Source organism: Aliivibrio fischeri, from assembly GCA_038993745.2.
In the GTDB taxonomy this organism is placed as follows: Bacteria; Pseudomonadota; Gammaproteobacteria; order Enterobacterales; family Vibrionaceae; genus Aliivibrio; species Aliivibrio fischeri_B.
This window is the reverse complement of record CP160629.1, coordinates 1,381,166-1,400,054: the sequence shown is the minus strand read 5'-3', so window position 1 is coordinate 1,400,054 and position 18,889 is coordinate 1,381,166. Positions and strand designations below refer to the sequence as shown.

The following is an 18,889-nucleotide window of genomic DNA, read 5'->3' as shown; positions in this document are numbered from 1 at the left end:
ACAGTGTTATTTTATGAATGTAATTCCTCTTCACGCCAGTGCTGGTATTAGTGGCTTTGAAAGCCCTGCTGCTGAATACTCTCAGCTTTCTTTTGATCTCGATGAATTATTAATTGAGCACCCAAGTTCAACCTTTATTGGGCGTGCCAGTGGTGATTCAATGCAAGGGGTTGGCATTTTTGATGGCGATTTACTCATTGTCGATCGTTATGTAACAGTACAAAGTAATGATGTCATTGTCGCTAATTTTAATGGTGAATTCGTCTGTAAAATACTGGATACACAACGCCGTTTATTAGTTTCAGCCAATGAAAAATACCAAACCGTTCCCATTAATGATTACGATACCTTCACCATTGAGGGCGTTGTTACTCGCTCTATTCGCTGCCACCGTCCAAGTTATTTACTGAGCCAATCATAATGTTTGCTCTGGTTGATGCTAACTCTTTTTATTGCAGTGCAGAGCAAGTCTTTCGTCCTGAATGGCGTAACCGCCCTATTATTGTGTTATCCAATAACGATGGCATGATTGTCGCAGCCAATCGCCAAGCGACAGAAGCAGGTATACCTAAATTTAAACCTTACTTTCAAATAAAAAACAATGTGAAGAAAAAGGCGTTATTGCTCTATCGTCTAATTATGAATTGTATTCTGATTTATCGTCTAAGATGATGGAAGTTATTGGACGCTTTGCGCCAGAGCAACATATCTACTCCATTGATGAATCCTTTCTCTCTTTTAAACGTAGCTTTCCCGCAATACCTTGTTTACGTTCACATGCAAATCAACTACGTAAAGCCGTATGGAAAGAGTGTCGATTACCGGTTTGTGTCGGTATGGGAACCACATTAACCTTGGCTAAGGTAGCAAACCATGCAGCCAAAAAGTTCGCAGGCTATTATGGTGTTTGTGTATTGGATAATGAACAAGAACGTTTGAATGCACTCCATCTTTTACCTGTTGAAGAAGTATGGGGGATCGGTCGAAAACTCTCTGAACGTATGCATCAAATGGGTATTCATACAGCACTTCAACTGACCAATATGCCAATCGGCTTAGTGAGAAAAAACTTCAACGTTGAAGTTGAACGTATTGTATTAGAGTTAAATGGAACGTCATGTAAATCATGGGATGTTGCTCGTGCAGATAAAAAACAAATATTTTCAACTCGTAGTATGGGAAACCGCATTACCGATCTTGATGCATTACAACAAGCGTTAGCAAAACATGCAGCTATTGCTTCACAGAAAGCCAGAAAACAAGGTTCATTATGTAAAACATTACTTTGCTTTGCTTCAAACTCTCCTCATGATGATAAACCAGTAAATGGACGTGCAACTCACCACTTTGCTTACCCAACAGCTGATGTAAATCATATCACCTCAGTGGTCACACACATCGCTAAAGAGTTGTTTCATCCAGATGTTCGCTATTATAAAGTGGGTGTTGGTTTATTAGATTTACTTGATGGAAGACATGAGCAATTCGATTTATTAAACCCAGCCCCAAACAATAATCAGTTAATGACTATTTTTGATAAAATCAATCATAAATACGGCACAGACACTCTATTTCTTGGCGCTCAAGGGATAAATACCCAATGGGGAATGAAACGAGAAATGCTCACCCCGCAATACACTACCAAATGGAAAGACATTCCTAAAATTCGATGTTAATACCAATTATTCTCACTATTTTCATAGATAATTGTGTGAATTAATATACTATCCAAAAATGAGTTCCAGCTCCCAGATTGGGAGAATGAATTTCGTCAAAGTAGACACCTTTATATTTCCTTCCTAGCTGTATGGTGAAGAGCATCCTCTCTTCCCTTTTTAAGGACAAACTATGCTTGATAAAAGCAATCCTATTGAACGCCGAATGCAGATCACGACATTAGCGTGGCCGATTCTGGTGGAAATTTTACTGCGTACAGCCATTAGTACCAGTGATGTATTCATGCTTAGTGGCTACTCTGATCTGGCAGTATCTGCTATTGGGGTTATCTCTCAAATCATTTTCTTTTTAATGATCATTTCAATGATGGTGAGTACCGGTACTGGCATTCTTATTGGTCAATACAACGGCTCTGGACGAACTCAACAATCAACAGATGTTGCAGTAGCCAGTGTTGTGCTTGGTGGGATATTAGGACTTAGCCTCAGTTTATTTGCCTTTTTTGCCGCAAATCCTATTGTCATCATGTATGGACTAGAAAGTGACGTTGCAACTTTTGCCTACGATTATTTGATTATTACAGGCTCTTTCACGTTAACCGTAACCCTTGGTATCGTCTTCTCTACCATATTACGCAGTAATGGATACTCTCGTACACCAATGATAGTGAACCTTCTCACTGGTGGACTTAATATATTTGGTAACTATTGCGCTTTGTATCAACCTTTTGGATTGCCTGTTTATGGTGTTCAGGGTGTGGCTGTTGCGACTGCGTTTAGCCAAGTCATTAATACGATTATTTTATGGGTAATGATCCATAGAAAACACATTGCGCTGCCGATGATGAGCTTTAAAAAAATACCTCAAACAACCTATAAAAAGATCATGCATATTGGGGTAATGAATGCAGGTGAAATGCTCTCATATAACTTGTCGCAAATGGTCATTGTTTACTTAGTAGTAAGAATGGGTACCGCTTCGTTAACCGCTTTTACTTACGCTCAAAATATTGCTCGAGTCTCTTTTGCTTTTGCATTAGCCGTCGGTCAAGCAAGTCAAATACAAACCAGTTATTACGTAGGAAAAAAATGGATTGAGCAAATTCTTACACGAGTTCAGTTCTACTTCTTAGTCTCTTTTGCTGTCTCTGTTGCCCTTACTTGTATCGTCTTTTTCTTCCGTTATGAACTGCTCGATATATTCACACAAGATCCAGAGGTCATAACTTTAACGGCAGGATTAATTGCAGGCTCTATTTTAGTGGAAGCTGGACGGGTATTTAATCTTGTCTTTATATCCGCACTTAAAGGGGCTGGTGATATTAAATTTCCAGTTCAATTAGGGATATTAAGTATGTGGGGAGTGGCCGTTAGTCTGACTTATCTACTCGGCGTTCAATTTGGATTTGGTGTACTTGGCGCATGGCTCGCACTTGCAGCAGATGAATGGGTTCGTGGAATAATTATGGCTCGCCGTTGGCGCTCTAAAGTATGGACTAAGTTTAATCTTATCTAATACCAATCGTAGTAAATAAAAATGGGCAAAAGTAAATAAATACCTTTGCCCATTCTCTTAGTAAGCTCGGTTATCCTGAGTAAATGACAAATCCATCGCTTGAGGTCGGATCCACGATTTAAATCCGCACTCTACTCTTAAAGAACTTACTATGTCTTTTGCATTTTCATAGGTAGTAAAGTCAGTCACTAAATAGTACGTATCTTCTATTTTATATAGTGTCAGCATATTACTACTGCATACTTTGAAATTTAGATCAGGCATAGATGAGAAAGCATAAGCTTGAACTCGATACATCTCATCTTTGTTGCTCTCAGCTTCTTTTTCAAACAATTCACGACCAAAAGAAGTACCGCTGAAAAGTACACCTACTAACAATAAATACTTAAACACCCTATTTATCCGGCAGCCGATTTAAGATTGAATAATAAGGGAATCGATCGTCTCATTCTATCCAAAATATGAGAATCTTTTAAAGCCTGACTCAACATCTAAAAATCAGGCTTTTTGTATAAAACTAATCCATCAAACTTTTGGATTTTATCGCTTTTTTAGATAGTTCTTTTGCAAAATCGGCGATATCTGATTCAAACGCTTCAACACTTTGTCGAATATCATCTAATTGAATCGTCTTCATCTGACGCTGCTCCATGACCACTTTGCCATTTACAATCGTTGTATCCACGTTACTTGGGTTGGCTTGATAAACCAATGTTGCGTATGGATCATAGCTTGGCATCATGTTCGCTGATTGAGTTTCAACAATAATGATATCCGCTTTCTTTCCGACTTCTAAAGAACCGATCTCATCTTCCATATGCAATGCTTTTGCACCACCAATGGTTGCCATTTCAATCACTTGTTCCGGGATCATAATTGTTCTGTCTGAGTTTTTTAAGCGCTGCATATTTGCGGCATAACTTAAGGTTCGCCATAAATCCACTTGGTTTGAACTCATTGGTCCATCCGTTCCTAAACCAACTCGCATATCCGCACGAAACATATCCCAAGCCGGAGCAATGCCTGTTGCCCCTTTCGCATTCGCCATTGGGTTATAAACCACTCCCGCATCCGCTTGTTTTAATAACGCTTGATCATGTTGAGACAAATGAATGCCATGAGCAATCACCATACGCTCGTCCAGTACACCAATCTCTTCTAGATACTCAACAGGAGATGTCGCTTTCGTTGGATCTTTAATTCTTGCCTCTTCATTTGGAAACTCAGCAACATGGATTAAAACAGGCACATCGTAATCTTCAGAAAGCTGATTGATCTCTTGAAGCTTTTCTTTACTTACCGTATACACGGCATGAGGTGCATAAGCTGGCGTAATTAACGGATCGTTTTGATACTCTTCAATAAATGACTTCGCATATTGAATTCCACCATACGGTTGTTTTGCATCCACCACTGGGAACTTAATAACCGTTTCACCAAGTACAGCTCTTAACCCAACCTCTTTGGTCGCTTTAGCCATTTCATCCATGTGATAATACATATCGGCATAAGTGGTAACGCCACTCTGGGCTAAATCGATAGCACCAAGCTTCGTTGCATTATAAATCAGCTCACGGCTTAACTTTTGTGCTTCTAACGGGAAAAAATAAGCAAATAGTCGATTAGAAATGCCTTCTTCACCTAAACCACGAAATGCAATCATCGGAAGATGGTTGTGAGCATTAATCATTCCTGGCATCACAATACCGTCATTAGCATCAATATTTTTGGGTGCATAATATTGCTCTAGTAGTTTTTCGTCGCCAACAGCAATAATTTTGTCATCTTTAACCACCACAACACCATCATCAATCACTTCCATATCAGTATTAACGGTTAACACCTGTCCATTATTGATGATCAAATCTGCATTATATTCTTGTTGTTTTGCTGTTGTTCCACAACCAGATAGCAAGACAGCGCTAATACTCAATACCAAGCTTTTAAGCTTCATTCCTAAACCTTAATCATGCCCCCGTAAATGAAAAAAAGAAGCATTGGGGAAAATGCTTCTTCTTAATTAATTTAATTGATAAATATAACGATTACGAGATGATTCTGCCCACCAAAAGATAAGATTGTGGGATAGGTCTCTCTATCGACTACTCTTTTACTTGAGAGCGACGCTTTTGGATCTGTCCCATAATAAATTTAATGATAATTGGAAACAGGCCAAGTAAAGCGAGGGAACCTAAAATTTGTGGTGAAATTAGCCCAGACAACGAGGTTATTTCTGAGAGTTGAGTACCTGCATTTAAGTACACCATTGTCCCGGTAACATACCTAACTGACTAAACAGATAAAAACGACCTACTGATATTTTGGTTAATCCCATAAGTAAATTGATTAAGAAGAACGGAAACACAGGGATCAAGCGTAGTGTCAGCAAATAGAATGCACCATCTTTTTCCACACCGTCATTAATCGCTACCAACTTATCTTTGAATTTACTATCAACCCACTCCCTTAATAAATAACGGCTGCTTAAAAACGCAATGGTTGCTCCAATGGTACTGGCAAACGACACCAGTAATAAACTCCACCAAAAACCAAACAATGCCGCACCAAGCAAAGTGACAACCGCAGCACCAGGAATAGACAATGCAGTAATAACAACATAAGAGATAAAATAAACGGCACTGTATACAAACAGATTAGCTTGTATGTCATTTTGCACATTTTGATGGAATGCTTTCACTTGCTCAAGTGTCAATAAATGCCCGAAATTGACATACACAGCAGCAAATGACGCAAGAAGAATAAGTAATAAAATCAATTTTTTATTCATATTAATGCCCCGCTTTCACGTCAGTGTTCATCTGTTTAGATAAATCATCAAAACCACCAACGTATTTACCATCCAACCAAATTTGAGGCACTGTCACAGGCGTTTTCTCACCAATAATGGCTTTAACCTCTGGATCATTCGATATAGAGCCGCACTGTCTTTCACCACATCGTGATAAGTGTATTCAACTCCGGCCTCATCCAGCGCCGCTTTTGCTTTAATACAATAAGGACATGTTGCTTTACCAAATACCACGTTACCTTTGATATCATCACGCTTGGCGACTTGAGCTATAACAGCTTGAACCAAAACACCACGATTTAGCGCTTCACCTTGGCTTATCACTTTATCTTCAACAATGATAATCGGAGCATGCCACGCTTTAAGCTTTAAAGGCTCCCACCAGTAAGACAGCCAATCTTTCACTTCAAGCTCAATAGGAATGCCATCAAGCTCGGTGTTAAATGTATCTTCAAGAATGTCTTTCGTTAAAGTGCACTCTCCACACGGGATATTGACCTTAAATGGCCCCAACTGCCTGCCCAACGATATAATGTAATTTTTACTGGTTTCATTGCGACTTCCCCTATCAGCAAACTGATTTATCAAAATTAAACTGAACCGTTTAGTTTAATTTAGTTGAATTTCAATTTAAGTCAACCTTTATGATCCATTTATGTTGCGAAATATAAGTATATGCTAAGAAAAATAGTTTTGAGATATCAATAATTAGAAATTATAAATAGTTGGAGAGTTCAATTAAATTACCATCAGGATCTCGTAAATAGACTGAGATTATTTTACCCATCGCACCTGTTCGTTGAATTGGACCATCAATGATAGTCACGCCTTGTGATTCAATATGGCTTTGAACTTCATTAATAGGCGTATGAGTAATAAAACACAGATCCGCACTGCCGCTTTTAACCTGTGCCGCTTTGGGTTCAAACTCATTGCCTAATTGATGAAGGTTTATCTTTTGCTCCCCAAAAGTAAGGGCGACCCTGCCCTCACCAAAGGTAACAATATCCATTCCGAGTACGTTTGAATAAAATTGACTCGTAACTTCAATGCTGTTAACCGTTAAAACAAGATGATCTAAACGTGCAACTTTCATGATTCATTCCCTATGAAACAAAAACGTAAAACATTATTCAGATTTAAAGATAATCCCTAAAAACATTTGGTGAGCGAGTTCAATCAGCTCTGCATCTTTTGTTAACTGTAACGATGCCAATAGCCCGTTATAAACTAACCCTGCTTTTTTGGCCTTCAATTCTGCATCTTTAATATCGTGTCTTTTAAATAACTCGATTAATAGCTCTTGTGTGCGTTGTTTGTATTGCGCACTTACCTCTGTAATACCTTGATCTTCACTGCTGTATTCACTATACGCCAATTGAAAATAACAGCCATTAAATGACTCAATATCAATACACCCAGCAAGGCCTTCAAAACGAAGCGCAATTTTTTCTTCTAATGTCAGTTCTGTATTTTCAAATAAAGCTTGAACATGAGAAAGAGATTGCTGACTAAACAGCTCTAATGCATTGGCAATTAAATTCTCTTTAGATTGAAAATATTTATAAATGGTCGCTTTAGATAACCCCGTCGCCGCGGTAATTTTATCCATGCTCGTACCATGAAAACCATGTAATGCGCACAGTTCTATTGTCTTTTTAAGTGCGTTTACTCTTTTTTCTTCTTTCATACATCACTCTCCATTAATGCTGTGATTTTAGCAAAATAAACTGTTTAGTTCAAAAATTGATTGACAGTATCAAAATAAACGATAAATTAAACTAAACAGTTTAGTTTATTAGCCAGGAGATAAAAATGAATACTCAAACTTGTAAAGCCATCTCAGAAGAAACGTCATTAGGTTATAAAATTGGTGTTTTTGGTGTCGTACTTACCCTACTTTGGATAGGTATTTTTAAATTTACCCCAACAGAAGCGGCAGCTATCGAACCATTAGTTGCAAATCACCCTTTAATGGGCTGGATATACGGATTTATGTCAGTACAAACGGTATCTAATATCATTGGCTTGACTGAAATTGTGATTGCAATAGGACTTATCGCTGGCTTCTTTAACCCTAAAATTGGTTACTATTCAGGGATCCTTGCCTTACTTACATTTATTGCGACACTTAGCTTCTTAGCAACCACACCGAATACATGGAAAGTCGTTGATGGCGTATTAACAACCAACTTCTTTTTACTTAAAGACATTGTGTTTATCTCTGTATCACTACTTGTGATTGAGCATAATAAACCACACCTATGATAGATAATCTATTATAGATAAAAAATAGCCTGCTCATTCTTCATTGAGCAGGCTGTTCTTTTTGATATGAGCTAAATTAGCTTGTCTTAAAACTGCAGTGAATCACCTTGCTCAGGAAAAATAAAATTTACACCTAAGTCATTTGCGTCTGCTAACTGCTTTTTAATAATTACTTTAGGATCTTCACTGTTCTTTAAGCTGTATTTGATATGGCTTATGGCTACATTTAGATCTTTTAGAGAACCCTTGCCATTCATGTCTTCAAGCACACTTAATTCTTTAACTAACCAGTTTGGCGTTAAATGTCCAAATAAAGATTTATCTGGAGTTTCATTGGTAAAAGAAACTTCAATAATGATCCCCTTTAACTTCTCTTGTTTTACAAAAGGAGCTAATGCAGACCACGCGGTTTTCATTGCCGAACTTTTCTCTACTTCATCAGGCCCTGTATCACCAAAATAAGCAAATACATCCCCTTCACTATCTTTTAGAATAAATACCGTAGATTGCCCACCAGAATGAGACAAAGGCAATGACATCACACTCATTGTTGTTTCAGCTATCGAATTCCAAGCACCCGGTTGAAGATCCACATAATTGTATTTGTTCAGTTTAAAGCCTTCACCTTTGTTACCAAAATTAGGCCATGCTGACCAATTAAAGTAATTCTTCATGAGATCTTTATTTGTCGCTGCTAATCCATATATCGGTTTTTTACTATCATCAGGAGAAGAGATAATTAAACCGGCAACATGATCTAAATGAGCATGACTGATAAAGTAGCCCTTAATCTTATCCTTTAATAGGTAACCAACTTTGGTGTAAGAAGAACTGTCTGGCACGGTAATATCTTTAAACGCTCCTTTCTGCTCTGAAACAATTAATCCATTAACAACAGAGCCTGCATCAAGCATAACAAAATTAGAATCCGCCTCACTTTTAATTAAAAAAGCCGTTAAGTTACCATCTTGGATCCCACCTTTACTTCCTAACGTAACGGTATCAAAACTCCCAGACTGAGCCGAAAAAGAAAAAACAGACAAACACGTAAATAACACTGCTAATTTATTTTTAAACATATCCAACCTTAAATAATACTGCACACCCTTGTGCTCAATCAGATAATACAATGAGATAAATGAATGATGTATTAAATATTTAAGACTATTGATAAGAAGGTAATTATAAACGGTATGCTCCACAGAATTTGATAGTTCTAACATCTTTATCGAAAAATCCGCGCTACACTCTGACTCAATGTTAATCACCATAAGTAGTCATCATGGCGACAATCAGTGACGTTGCAAAGTTAGCAAGGGTATCTACCGCTACCGTTTCACGTGTAATCAATAACTCCGCTTATGTTGAGCCGGTAACTCTTGAGCGAGTACAAAGTGCCATTCGTGAACTAAACTATCAACGAGATGCAAGAGCCAGCGCCTTAGCTAAAAAAACAAATAATACTCTCGGATTATTAACCGGCAACCTAGCAGATCCTTTCTTTGCCCTAATAGCCAAACACGTAGAAGAAGTCGCACGTAAACATAAATGCCAATTAGTAGTTGTAAGCGGAGGTCATGATGCACAGCGAGAAAAAGAAGGGTTGGATTTTTTGATAAGTCAAGGATGTGAAGCCATGGTGGTTCACGCAAAAATGCTAGATGATGCCACCCTATTACGATACAGCGCTCAACTCCCTTCGATGGTATTGCTCAACCGTACCATTCCACAAATCTCAAATCGTTCTGTCTATATTGATAATAGAGCTGGTGCAAAAGAATCTGTGGTTCATTTGATTTCACAAGGTCACCGCAAGATCGCCTGTGTCACCAGTGATCTTCCTATTGAAGACAGAACAGAGCGACTTAACGGTTACCGCGATGCCATGGCAGAAGCCAACATTACCATTGAACCTAACTGGATAATAAATCAGAACTTTAGCGAACAAGGTGGAGAACTTGCCGGTGAACAATTATTGTTTCAATGCCCAGAAGTCACTGCTGTGGTTACCTTTAACGATGTAATGGCCGCAGGTTTAATGGCAAGCCTGCATGAAAATAATATTCGTGTTCCAGACGATATTTCTATTATTGGGTTTGACGATGTTTTATTGGCTCGATATCTCTACCCACGCTTAACCACAATGCACAATCCTATTGATGAAATGTCGAGTTATGCTGCTGATTTAGCATTAAAAATAAAAAACTCCGGTTATGTTCCACCATCTAATCATCGCTTTAATGCCAGCTTGGTCGAGCGACAAACCGTTATACCTTTTTCAAATAAACAAGCCCTAAAAGTGTGATGAGCATCTTAGGTAAGAACTTCATGTAAGCGCTTACATGAGTGCGTTACCTGTCTCTCATATTCTAATTAATAGAACTCTTATTATGACCTCATAAAAACAAAACAACCCTACAACTTTTTACGAGGAATACAAAATGACACATTCATCAAAGCCTCTTCCATCCTTTGCATTAGCAATAGCTCCTATTGCTGTAATGTTTGGTTTACTGGCAATTGGATACGGCCTATTTGGTCTACAAATCGAAGCGCTATTGCTAACTTCAGCAACTTTCACTGGTTTCATCGCTTATAAAATGGGATACAGCTGGGATGAAATAATGAATGCCATTGTTGAGAAATTAGCGAAAGCAATGCCGGTTATCTTAATTTTAGTCTCGGTTGGTGGTCTAATCGCAAGTTGGATGATCAGTGGCACTATCCCCTACATGGTTTATTGGGGATTAAAAGTTATTAGCCCTCAATATATTTTAATCGCAGCTTTCTTTGTTACCAGTGTGGTTTCTGTGTGTACTGGTACATCATGGGGATCTGCAGGAACAGTAGGTGTTGCGTTAATGGGTGTAGCAGCAGGTCTTGACGTATCCTTGGCGGCAGCTGCTGGCGCGGTGGTTTCTGGCGCTTACTTTGGTGATAAAATCTCCCCTCTTTCTGATTCAACAAACTTTGCACCTATTGTTTCTGGCACTACATTATACGAACACATCCAACATATGCTTTATACCACGCTACCAGGCTTTGTTATTGCTTCTGTTGTCTTCTTCTTTGCTGGTCAATACGGTGATATTACAAATGTGAGCGAACCTCAAAAAGTAGTTGATATCATTGCTGGCTTAGACAGTTTATATAACTTCAGCATTCTATTAATTGTGCCACCAATCATGATCTTATGGGGCGCATTCACGAAAAAACCAGTACTTCCTCTGATGCTTGCAGCCTCTGCCCTTGCTCTACTTATTGGTGTATTTCTACAAGGCTTCAGCTTACAACAAGCACTGCAAGCGTTTGTTAATGGTTTCAATATCGATATGTTGAACACTAATGGTCACACAACAGATGGTTTAGTTCCAGATATTGCAAAACTGCTTAATCGTGGTGGCCTGTTCTCTATGATGAGCACCATTCTTCTTGTATTTTGTGCCTTTGCTTTTGCGGGAATTTTAAGTCTAACAGGTGCATTAAATGTGGTTCTAGGCCGCTTCTTACATCTTATTCACAGCACTGGTCAGCTAATTCTATCAACTGTGATTGCTACGATTACCGTGGTATTCACAACCTCTGATGGCAAACTTGCACTCTTAATCCCAGGTGAATTATTTCAAAACGCTTATCGCAAAATGGGATTAGATACAAAAAACCTTTCAAGAACTATTGAAGATGCCGGCACCATTATCGAACCACTGGTTCCTTGGACAGCAGCTGGTATTTACATGGCAAGTACTTTAGGCGTAGCAACGCTTGATTACCTACCATGGGCAATTCAATGTTACACCGGCGTGATTTTCGCCATCATTTATGGTTTCACTGGCTTTGGTATTGCAAAAGCGCCAGCAACTCAAGACAACGACTCACTATCTCCAGTTGACGTAAAATAAGGTTATCTCATGACAACTTCTTTTGATTACATTCACAACCGTTGTAACACCGGCTCATTAAAATGGGATTTCATGAAAGAAAAACTAGGGCTAGATGGCACAGACCGTTTACCTATGTGGGTATCTGATTACGATTTTCAAGCGCCACCACAGGTATTAGAAGCACTTCATAATCGTATCGATCATGGTATTTTTGGCTACGCAGAACGCAATGATGACTACTACCAAGCGATCATCACTTGGTATCAAGAGCAACATCACATTCAAATTGAAAAAGAGTGGATAACAACCGTACATGGTGTATTACCAGGACTTTCAATGGCAATTCAGCTACTGACTGAAACCAATGATAAAGTGGTAATGCAAACACCGGGCTATGGTTCGTTTCGTAAAATCGTAGAGTTTAATGACCGTGTATTGGTTGAGAACCCATTAATTGAGCTGCAAGGAAACTACACTATCGACCTTGCTCATTTAGAATCTTGTTTTCAGCAAGGTGCTAAAGTAATGATCTTCTGTAACCCTCACAACCCTGTTGGTAAAGCATGGTCAAAAGAAGAGATAACTGCGGTAGCAGAGCTATGTCATCAATACGATGTATGGCTGCTAAGTGATGAGATCTGGGGCGATTTAGCAATGGGAGATAACACTTACCATTCAGCGTTATCATTACCAGAGAATCTACAACAAAAACTGATTGTCGCTACGGCGGCGAGTAAAACATTTGGTTTGTCTTCTGTGCGTATTTCTAATTTCATGATCCCAAATCAAGAATTAAAAGCACGTTTGGTTCGCCGTTTAGATGCTCATGGTATGGATGTTTATAATAGCTTGGCGATGTGTGCAGCCACTGCTGCTTATCAAACTTCAGCACCGTGGTTAAATGAACTGAAAACCTATCTACAAGAGAACATTACTACCCTAGCAGCTTTTATTGAAAGCGAACTGCCAGAGCTACGCTTTACCCCACCAGAAGCGGGTTATTTAGCATGGGTAGATTGCCGAGATCTTAAACTAACAGATAAAGAACTAGAGCGTAAATTAATAGAAGCAGGGATAGTTCCAAGCATGGGGATTGCGTTTGGCAATGAAGGTTCAGGATTTATTCGCTTAAATCTAGGTTGTCCTCGTGAGGTACTTATTCAAGCAATGCAACGAATTAAAGAAGCCTTAGAGAGGTAACCCACACCTCCGCAAACCATAAAAAAAGCCGCTATTGATTAGCGGCTTTTCGTTACTTATTTAACACCATTATTTGATGTTGATAATTTGTCCAATAAGTAGACGTCTTGGGTTTTCAATTTTTGGGTTTAATTGAAGTAGTTCATCTACTGTTAAACCAAACTCTACTGAAATACTGTAAAGCGTATCGTCTTGTTTAATTGTGTAGAACTTATCTGCTTGCTCAACTTGTTGTTGTGCTTGCTGTTTCAATTTACCTTGCTCTGTATTTAGCTTGTTTACTTCTTGGTAAATATCTTTATCAGTTTCTTTTTGCGCTTGTAGCTCGTTCTCTAACGTTGTTACTCGAGACTCTAGCGTACTTACCGTTGATTCTAAGGTGTTAATTTGTTCTGCATGCTGCTTTTGTTGTCCGATCAGCTCATCGTTTGACGCACAACCAGTAAGAACTAACGAAGACATTAGCGACGCTACCAGAATAATACTTTTTTTCTGTTTCATACTTTTCTCACAACTTCATCTGTTTGATAAATAATTTCGAGTATTGTCATAAAAATAAGATGTATGCACAAGTAATAAATGGTTTTATCATTTGATTCTGCTGAGTTTATGGCATTTATACAGATAACGGATCCACTGTAAAATTAATAAACACCACCTTATCAATGTCTACTATGTTTGTATCCTATATTTGCTACTTATAAAACCAATGTAACAAAGATACCCTAGAGCAGTACCTGTAACTTCTTACAATTACCCTTCAAAATAGATCAGCCTACAATGCCTCTCAATTGAAGGCTAATTCTGCATCCCTTTTGCTTCATTATTTAAATAGCTAAAACGGCATCCACCTTAATTAGGAACTCTTAAAGCATCATCGAGAAAACCAATTTACATATACAATATAGGAGTATCAAACATACTTATGAAACAGTTAATTTTCATACTCACTCCCTAGTTTTAATCCCCGAGGCAATGGCTGAGAGCGATAAAAAAGATATATCTTTAGGCCTTTCACTGGGTGTTTTAAACGGAGCATCTAAAGAACTTGTATATGACGACACTGGAAGAAAGCTAAGTCAGCTTGATTGGAGAATCGATAATGTTCCTATCATAAAATTAGAAACGGACTGGAATATTAACCAAAGCTGGACTTTAACGGGTGATTTTTGGTCTATATTAACCGATGATGGTAACGCCCATATGGAAGACCGAGATTGGTTAATTGAAAACCAACATTTTCCTACTGATATATCTATAAGTCCAAAAACAACCTTGAAAAAAGCTTATCAAGCGAGCTTACATATCACTTATTGGTTGTTCATTCAAAACAATTACGAAATAGGCGCTCTAGGAGGATTTCAATATAACCAATTCAAATGGGAGGATTTAGGTGGTACTTACTCATATAACAACGGTACTGATGTGGGAACTTTTCCTGATGTTGTAGGCATTGATTATAAGCAAGAATTCGGTATGTTTTATGTTGGGCTAACAGGAAAATACAGACTAGATAACTCTGAGTTTAGTTTTTTATTAAAATTAAGCCCTTGGGTTAAAGCCAAAGATGTTGATAACCACTACCTAAGAAACCTTACTTTCTATGAAAAAGTAATGAATACTCTGATGCCGTTTCTCTGTCGATTAACTATAACTATAACTTCGGTCCAAATATGAATCTATACACCGAATATGCTTATACCAAATATTTTGAAGCCAATGCAGATATGACAAAGGTTAATAACAAAACAAACGATTCCAGTTTTTTCGAAAATGCAGCTGGCCTAGATAATCTATACTCCACACTCTCAATAGGATTGAAATATAGCTTCTAATTACAAAATCACTTTTAAAAATAATGGATAAAACAACAAATCACAGATACAAAAAACAAAAATTTTCGAACGGTTGGGGCCATTCTACAAGGCTAACTGACATATATCCTATCTAACCTAGTTAGCACAGCCAATTGTGAGTAACAATTGGCTTTGATTTAAAAAGGCACGCCACACTTATCTAAATCTAAATCATACGCGACTGCTTTAACCGTTAACTTTTCATTAAATTTAAATGACTCTAACGAATCATTGAATTGAGCATGCTTAGGATAAATTAAATACACTATTCCCTCGCCTTCTAAGTATTTATGACCATAAGCAAACATTTGATACATATCGGCTTGGCTTATTCCATATTTTTCTTTAGCCGTTCCTTGATTTTCATATATTCGCTTCCACTTAGTATCAGCGACACAAACCACTTTATTGGTTTTCTTTTCACTAATCACAATATCAGGCTTTAATTTAAACCAACCCTGCTCTTTCTCTGCATTAGCTGGAGTATGAGAAACTAAAGATTGGCTGCTTGCCTGTGTTTTTAACTTCAAATGTGGCGGCAGATCTTTTTGTAGTTTTATCGCCACATATCGCTCAAAAAGAGTTTCCATTGGAAATAAAAAAGAAACCCCTTTATGCGCACCAGACAAAGCAATTGGAGATTGGTAACTCAAAATTAACTCACACCATGGCTTCACACTCCGATAGTGAACTAACGAACGATCAACAGACCATTTTCTGAAGTCGAGAGAATAATTCGATAATAATGGGATCTCATCAAAGACAAATAATAACTCTTTACCCAAACGATGATTCTCATTGCTCTTTGTCCATTTCAGTACTTGCTTCAATGCTGAATGCATTAATCTATTTTCTGAACGGTCAGAGGAAAATTGATCATAAGATACGTTAAAACGATTTTGGCATCCCGGACGCTCACGAAGCTGCCTTGATGTTTGAAGTTGCCCTTTCAAATACGGTGTTTTTGCTTCTACACGCTTATACTCACTACGGATACCACGTTTAACAACATCAGCGACCTCTTTTAAAAAATACCCTATTAGCACTTCAAACAATGGCTGCTTTACTATTTTTAAAGATGATTGTTCAAATTGCTGCATAGACAGCTTGTTTACCGTTGAAAGCATTTTTAATAATACTTTCTTCGCAGTCTCTAAATCATGTTGATCTGATATCTTAGGTAGAATCTCAATACGAGTGCCACACGGCGTTTCTAACACTCCAACATAGTTAACCACTTGAAGTGCTATCTCTTTGCCGTATTTTTTTACTCTAACTAATTCAACTGATTTGTCATTAGCGCTTTGTCCGTTCACTAATAACCATTCAAATGCTTTTTTCTTGATTGAATGGCAATCAATGTCAGATTTGTCGCCCCCATTGAGCAACAAACCAAACTCACGCACCTTAACAATAGAATTGCTCTTTGTGCTTATCATCGAGTATAAACACCAATATACGCTTGAAAATTTAAAAATGCTTTTTGATTACGGCAATAAGGCTGTATTCCTTGCACTTCCCAATCATCACCCATTAACTCAGCGATCTCACTATTACCAAATTGTTCAATAACAAAACGTAACTCATGGTTATCTTTTAAATGATCACCTAGTACTTGCTCTACACGTTCCCAATCTTCAAAGAAGTACTCTTCTAATAGCGGTAAGATCTGTAACTCAAAGATCTCTGCTAATAATTGTAGACTTGGGTTACCAAGTAACGGTAAAAAGAAACTATGACCAATCGTATGCTCTCGGTCATACAACAATTCAATACGTTGATTCATGGTTTTAACAAGCTTAGCAACGTTAATGCCTTCGATATCTGGAATTCCTTTAAGTAACTCGTAATTTGTCATCATTTCAACAAATTCAAAGCGACGACGAAGTGCGATATCAAGCTGTGCCAGTGATTTATCTGCGGTATTCATCGTACCTATGATGTGCAAGTTTGATGGTACAGAAAACGTCTCTTTTGAATATGGTAACTTCACAGACAAAGACTCCGTGCCACCACTACGCTTACTTGGTTCAATCAATGTAATTAGCTCACCAAAGATATTAGAGATATTACCTCGGTTAATTTCATCAATGATAAGTACACGATCATTGCTTATTTCTGTTTTGTCTTCTATCGAAGGTAATGAAAAGATACCCTGTAACTTATCTAAGTCAATAGTTGCGCCATAAAGGCGATATAATGTCATTTGAGATAAGTTCTTTTTGAATAACTCATCTACAGGTAATGACGGTTCATACACTCGATGCCAAGTTACTTTTCTTACTTGAGAGTATCCACTATCACTCACTAAAGTTTCATCAAAGATATAATCACTCGTAATTTCAGCAATCGCCCTAAACTTACGATTACCATCAGAAATGACAATTAAATCACCAATACTCATTTCGTTCTTAAAGTTATTTACCGATGTGACTCTGTAATCACTACTTTCTTTTTCAATAATAACTTCATTAGTACGATAGGCTTCAATTACCTCTTTGCGATTAGATGTATTAGAGAAATCGATGTCATAACCGTAGCCTAAAAGAACATAATTATTTTCAATACATTGTTGATAAATAAAAGCATCCTCTCCAGAGGTATCTCCTAATGACATTTTCCAGATCTTTCGATTTGATATATCTAACGCTTGTTGTTCAGTATTAACTGTTGCTTTTACACTTGCAGAATTACACATACTTTTGAAAATACCATCTTCAACATCATAGCTAATCTGCTTATCTTCTGTCGTTGATGCTTTAAGGCCTTCAACAAAATCTTCATAACTAAAACTTTGATGAAAAGTCACAAATCCAATACGATTATTATTCAGGAGTTCATCAAAACGACATTTCAATTTTTCACGGTCATCTTTATTTTTAAGATAAAAATCAGGAGCCACAATCTGCAATGCTTTATTAATTGTGGTGTAAGTTTTACCTGTTCCCGGCGGACCATAGAGAATTTGATTTAAGGGAGCGGCATTTGTATTTACGTTGTTCTTGAACACGTCATACTCCTCTTTTGGCTCTTCAACCAGGACTTCAGAATTTAATGGATAGTTATGTGCAATTCTTTCATAAACAGAAAGTAACGAGTCTAGATCCGAAATAAGCTCTTGATCAGAAGGAATAGACCCTACAGGATAAAATTTGGCAACAACATTCGGTTCTTCATAAGATTTACCCGTTATTGTCTTGGCTTTTAAGTCTAGCGGACCTTTAGTCCAGCCTTTTTGAGTTAGTAACAATTCACAATATGGGAATATTGAGTCAGCATTTTTCTTAGCTTCTTGCTTAGCCCCTTTGGTTCCAAACTTTTCTTTTAGCTTAGTTGTACCTTGGTTAAGAGAAAGGTATACCCCGCTTCCATCAGAACAAAACAAATACACAGGGTAAATCCCGCCTTGGGTCGTCTGAGTTATAGCACTATGTAAGATAGAAACCAAGGAACATCGGCCCAATTCCCAGCACCGATCGAGCCCTTTAAAACAAAGGTACTCTCCTTGGTACTAGCAATATTTTCTATTTCTTGAACGAGCTCGTTTCTAATAACTTGACCAAGACGATGCCCAGAAAAAGCTTCCTTTTTAGCGCTCTGCCAGTTCTCAAGTACATCTTTTAGTTTCTCTCTTAACATTGTACCTATCTACCTTTCTTATTATTTTACCCTGAACCAACAAT

At 37.8% G+C, this 18,889-nt stretch carries 15 protein-coding genes and 4 pseudogenes; 9 read left to right on the top strand and 10 right to left on the bottom strand.

What is annotated here, in order from left to right:
- Positions 1 to 13 precede the first annotated feature (13 nt).
- From umuD to AAFX60_006735, 3 genes and pseudogenes are all read left to right on the top strand, one after another.
- Positions 14 to 421: a translesion error-prone DNA polymerase V autoproteolytic subunit gene (umuD, locus tag AAFX60_006745; protein ID XDF78802.1), complete on the top strand. Its 408-nt coding sequence runs from the start codon at positions 14 to 16 to the stop codon at positions 419 to 421.
- A pseudogene (locus AAFX60_006740) lies at positions 421 to 1,676 on the top strand (Y-family DNA polymerase). Before umuD ends, AAFX60_006740 begins: the two are co-directional and overlap by 1 nt.
- Positions 1,677 to 1,848: 172 nt before the next feature.
- Complete coding sequence (locus AAFX60_006735; protein ID XDF78801.1) at positions 1,849 to 3,192, top strand: MATE family efflux transporter; 1,344 nt, start codon at positions 1,849 to 1,851, stop codon at positions 3,190 to 3,192.
- A 57-nt stretch (positions 3,193 to 3,249) separates the two neighbouring features.
- Here AAFX60_006735 and AAFX60_006730 read toward each other — a convergent pair whose 3' ends face one another.
- From AAFX60_006730 to AAFX60_006705, 6 genes and pseudogenes are all read right to left on the bottom strand, one after another.
- A complete protein-coding gene (locus tag AAFX60_006730; GenBank protein ID XDF78800.1) occupies positions 3,250 to 3,585 on the bottom strand; it encodes an SPOR domain-containing protein in 336 nt (111 codons plus the stop codon).
- A gap of 124 nt (positions 3,586 to 3,709) precedes the next feature.
- Positions 3,710 to 5,146, bottom strand: coding sequence for an amidohydrolase (locus tag AAFX60_006725; protein XDF78799.1), 1,437 nt, complete (start codon positions 5,144 to 5,146; stop codon positions 3,710 to 3,712).
- A 148-nt stretch (positions 5,147 to 5,294) separates the two neighbouring features.
- Positions 5,295 to 5,980, bottom strand: a pseudogene (locus AAFX60_006720) (TVP38/TMEM64 family protein).
- Position 5,981: 1 nt separating this feature from the next.
- Positions 5,982 to 6,555: pseudogene (locus AAFX60_006715) on the bottom strand (glutaredoxin domain-containing protein).
- Between the two features lie 161 nt (positions 6,556 to 6,716).
- Positions 6,717 to 7,097, bottom strand: a complete 381-nt coding sequence (locus AAFX60_006710; GenBank protein ID XDF78798.1) for a VOC family protein — start codon at positions 7,095 to 7,097, stop codon at positions 6,717 to 6,719.
- 33 nt (positions 7,098 to 7,130) lie between these two features.
- On the bottom strand, positions 7,131 to 7,691 hold the full coding sequence (locus AAFX60_006705; GenBank protein XDF78797.1) for a TetR family transcriptional regulator: 561 nt from the start codon (positions 7,689 to 7,691) through the stop codon (positions 7,131 to 7,133).
- Positions 7,692 to 7,816: 125 nt separating this feature from the next.
- On the opposite strand from AAFX60_006705, the gene AAFX60_006700 reads away from it, so the two are divergent.
- Positions 7,817 to 8,269 (top strand): DUF417 family protein, encoded by a 453-nt coding sequence (locus AAFX60_006700; GenBank protein ID XDF78796.1) that lies wholly within the window; start codon positions 7,817 to 7,819, stop codon positions 8,267 to 8,269.
- Between the two features lie 86 nt (positions 8,270 to 8,355).
- On the opposite strand, the gene AAFX60_006695 is transcribed toward AAFX60_006700, so the two are convergent.
- Positions 8,356 to 9,348, bottom strand: coding sequence for a 3',5'-cyclic-nucleotide phosphodiesterase (locus AAFX60_006695; protein ID XDF78795.1), 993 nt, complete (start codon positions 9,346 to 9,348; stop codon positions 8,356 to 8,358).
- Between the two features lie 203 nt (positions 9,349 to 9,551).
- Here AAFX60_006695 and AAFX60_006690 point away from each other — a divergent pair, with 203 nt between their 5' ends.
- From AAFX60_006690 to AAFX60_006680, 3 genes are all read left to right on the top strand, one after another.
- Positions 9,552 to 10,574, top strand: coding sequence for a LacI family DNA-binding transcriptional regulator (locus AAFX60_006690; protein XDF78794.1), 1,023 nt, complete (start codon positions 9,552 to 9,554; stop codon positions 10,572 to 10,574).
- 136 nt (positions 10,575 to 10,710) lie between these two features.
- Entirely contained in the window at positions 10,711 to 12,168 is a 1,458-nt protein-coding gene (gene nhaC / locus AAFX60_006685) for a Na+/H+ antiporter NhaC (protein ID XDF78793.1), read from the top strand.
- Positions 12,169 to 12,177: 9 nt separating this feature from the next.
- The gene (locus AAFX60_006680; GenBank protein ID XDF78792.1) at positions 12,178 to 13,350 is read left to right on the top strand and encodes a MalY/PatB family protein; all 1,173 of its coding nucleotides are present in this window, start codon (positions 12,178 to 12,180) and stop codon (positions 13,348 to 13,350) included.
- Positions 13,351 to 13,419: 69 nt separating this feature from the next.
- Here AAFX60_006680 and AAFX60_006675 read toward each other — a convergent pair whose 3' ends face one another.
- Complete coding sequence (locus tag AAFX60_006675; protein ID XDF78791.1) at positions 13,420 to 13,851, bottom strand: LysM peptidoglycan-binding domain-containing protein; 432 nt, start codon at positions 13,849 to 13,851, stop codon at positions 13,420 to 13,422.
- 474 nt (positions 13,852 to 14,325) lie between these two features.
- Here AAFX60_006675 and AAFX60_006670 point away from each other — a divergent pair, with 474 nt between their 5' ends.
- Entirely contained in the window at positions 14,326 to 15,027 is a 702-nt protein-coding gene (locus AAFX60_006670) for an omptin family outer membrane protease (protein XDF78790.1), read from the top strand.
- Positions 15,024 to 15,185: an omptin family outer membrane protease gene (locus AAFX60_006665; GenBank protein ID XDF78789.1), complete on the top strand. Its 162-nt coding sequence runs from the start codon at positions 15,024 to 15,026 to the stop codon at positions 15,183 to 15,185. The genes AAFX60_006670 and AAFX60_006665 overlap by 4 nt, the downstream gene beginning before the upstream one ends.
- 158 nt (positions 15,186 to 15,343) lie before the next feature.
- On the opposite strand, the gene AAFX60_006660 is transcribed toward AAFX60_006665, so the two are convergent.
- The gene (locus tag AAFX60_006660; protein ID XDF78788.1) at positions 15,344 to 16,645 is read right to left on the bottom strand and encodes an McrC family protein; all 1,302 of its coding nucleotides are present in this window, start codon (positions 16,643 to 16,645) and stop codon (positions 15,344 to 15,346) included.
- Positions 16,642 to 18,845, bottom strand: a pseudogene (locus tag AAFX60_006655) (DUF3578 domain-containing protein). The gene AAFX60_006660 and the pseudogene AAFX60_006655 overlap by 4 nt, the downstream one beginning before the upstream one ends.
- Positions 18,846 to 18,889 lie beyond the last annotated feature (44 nt).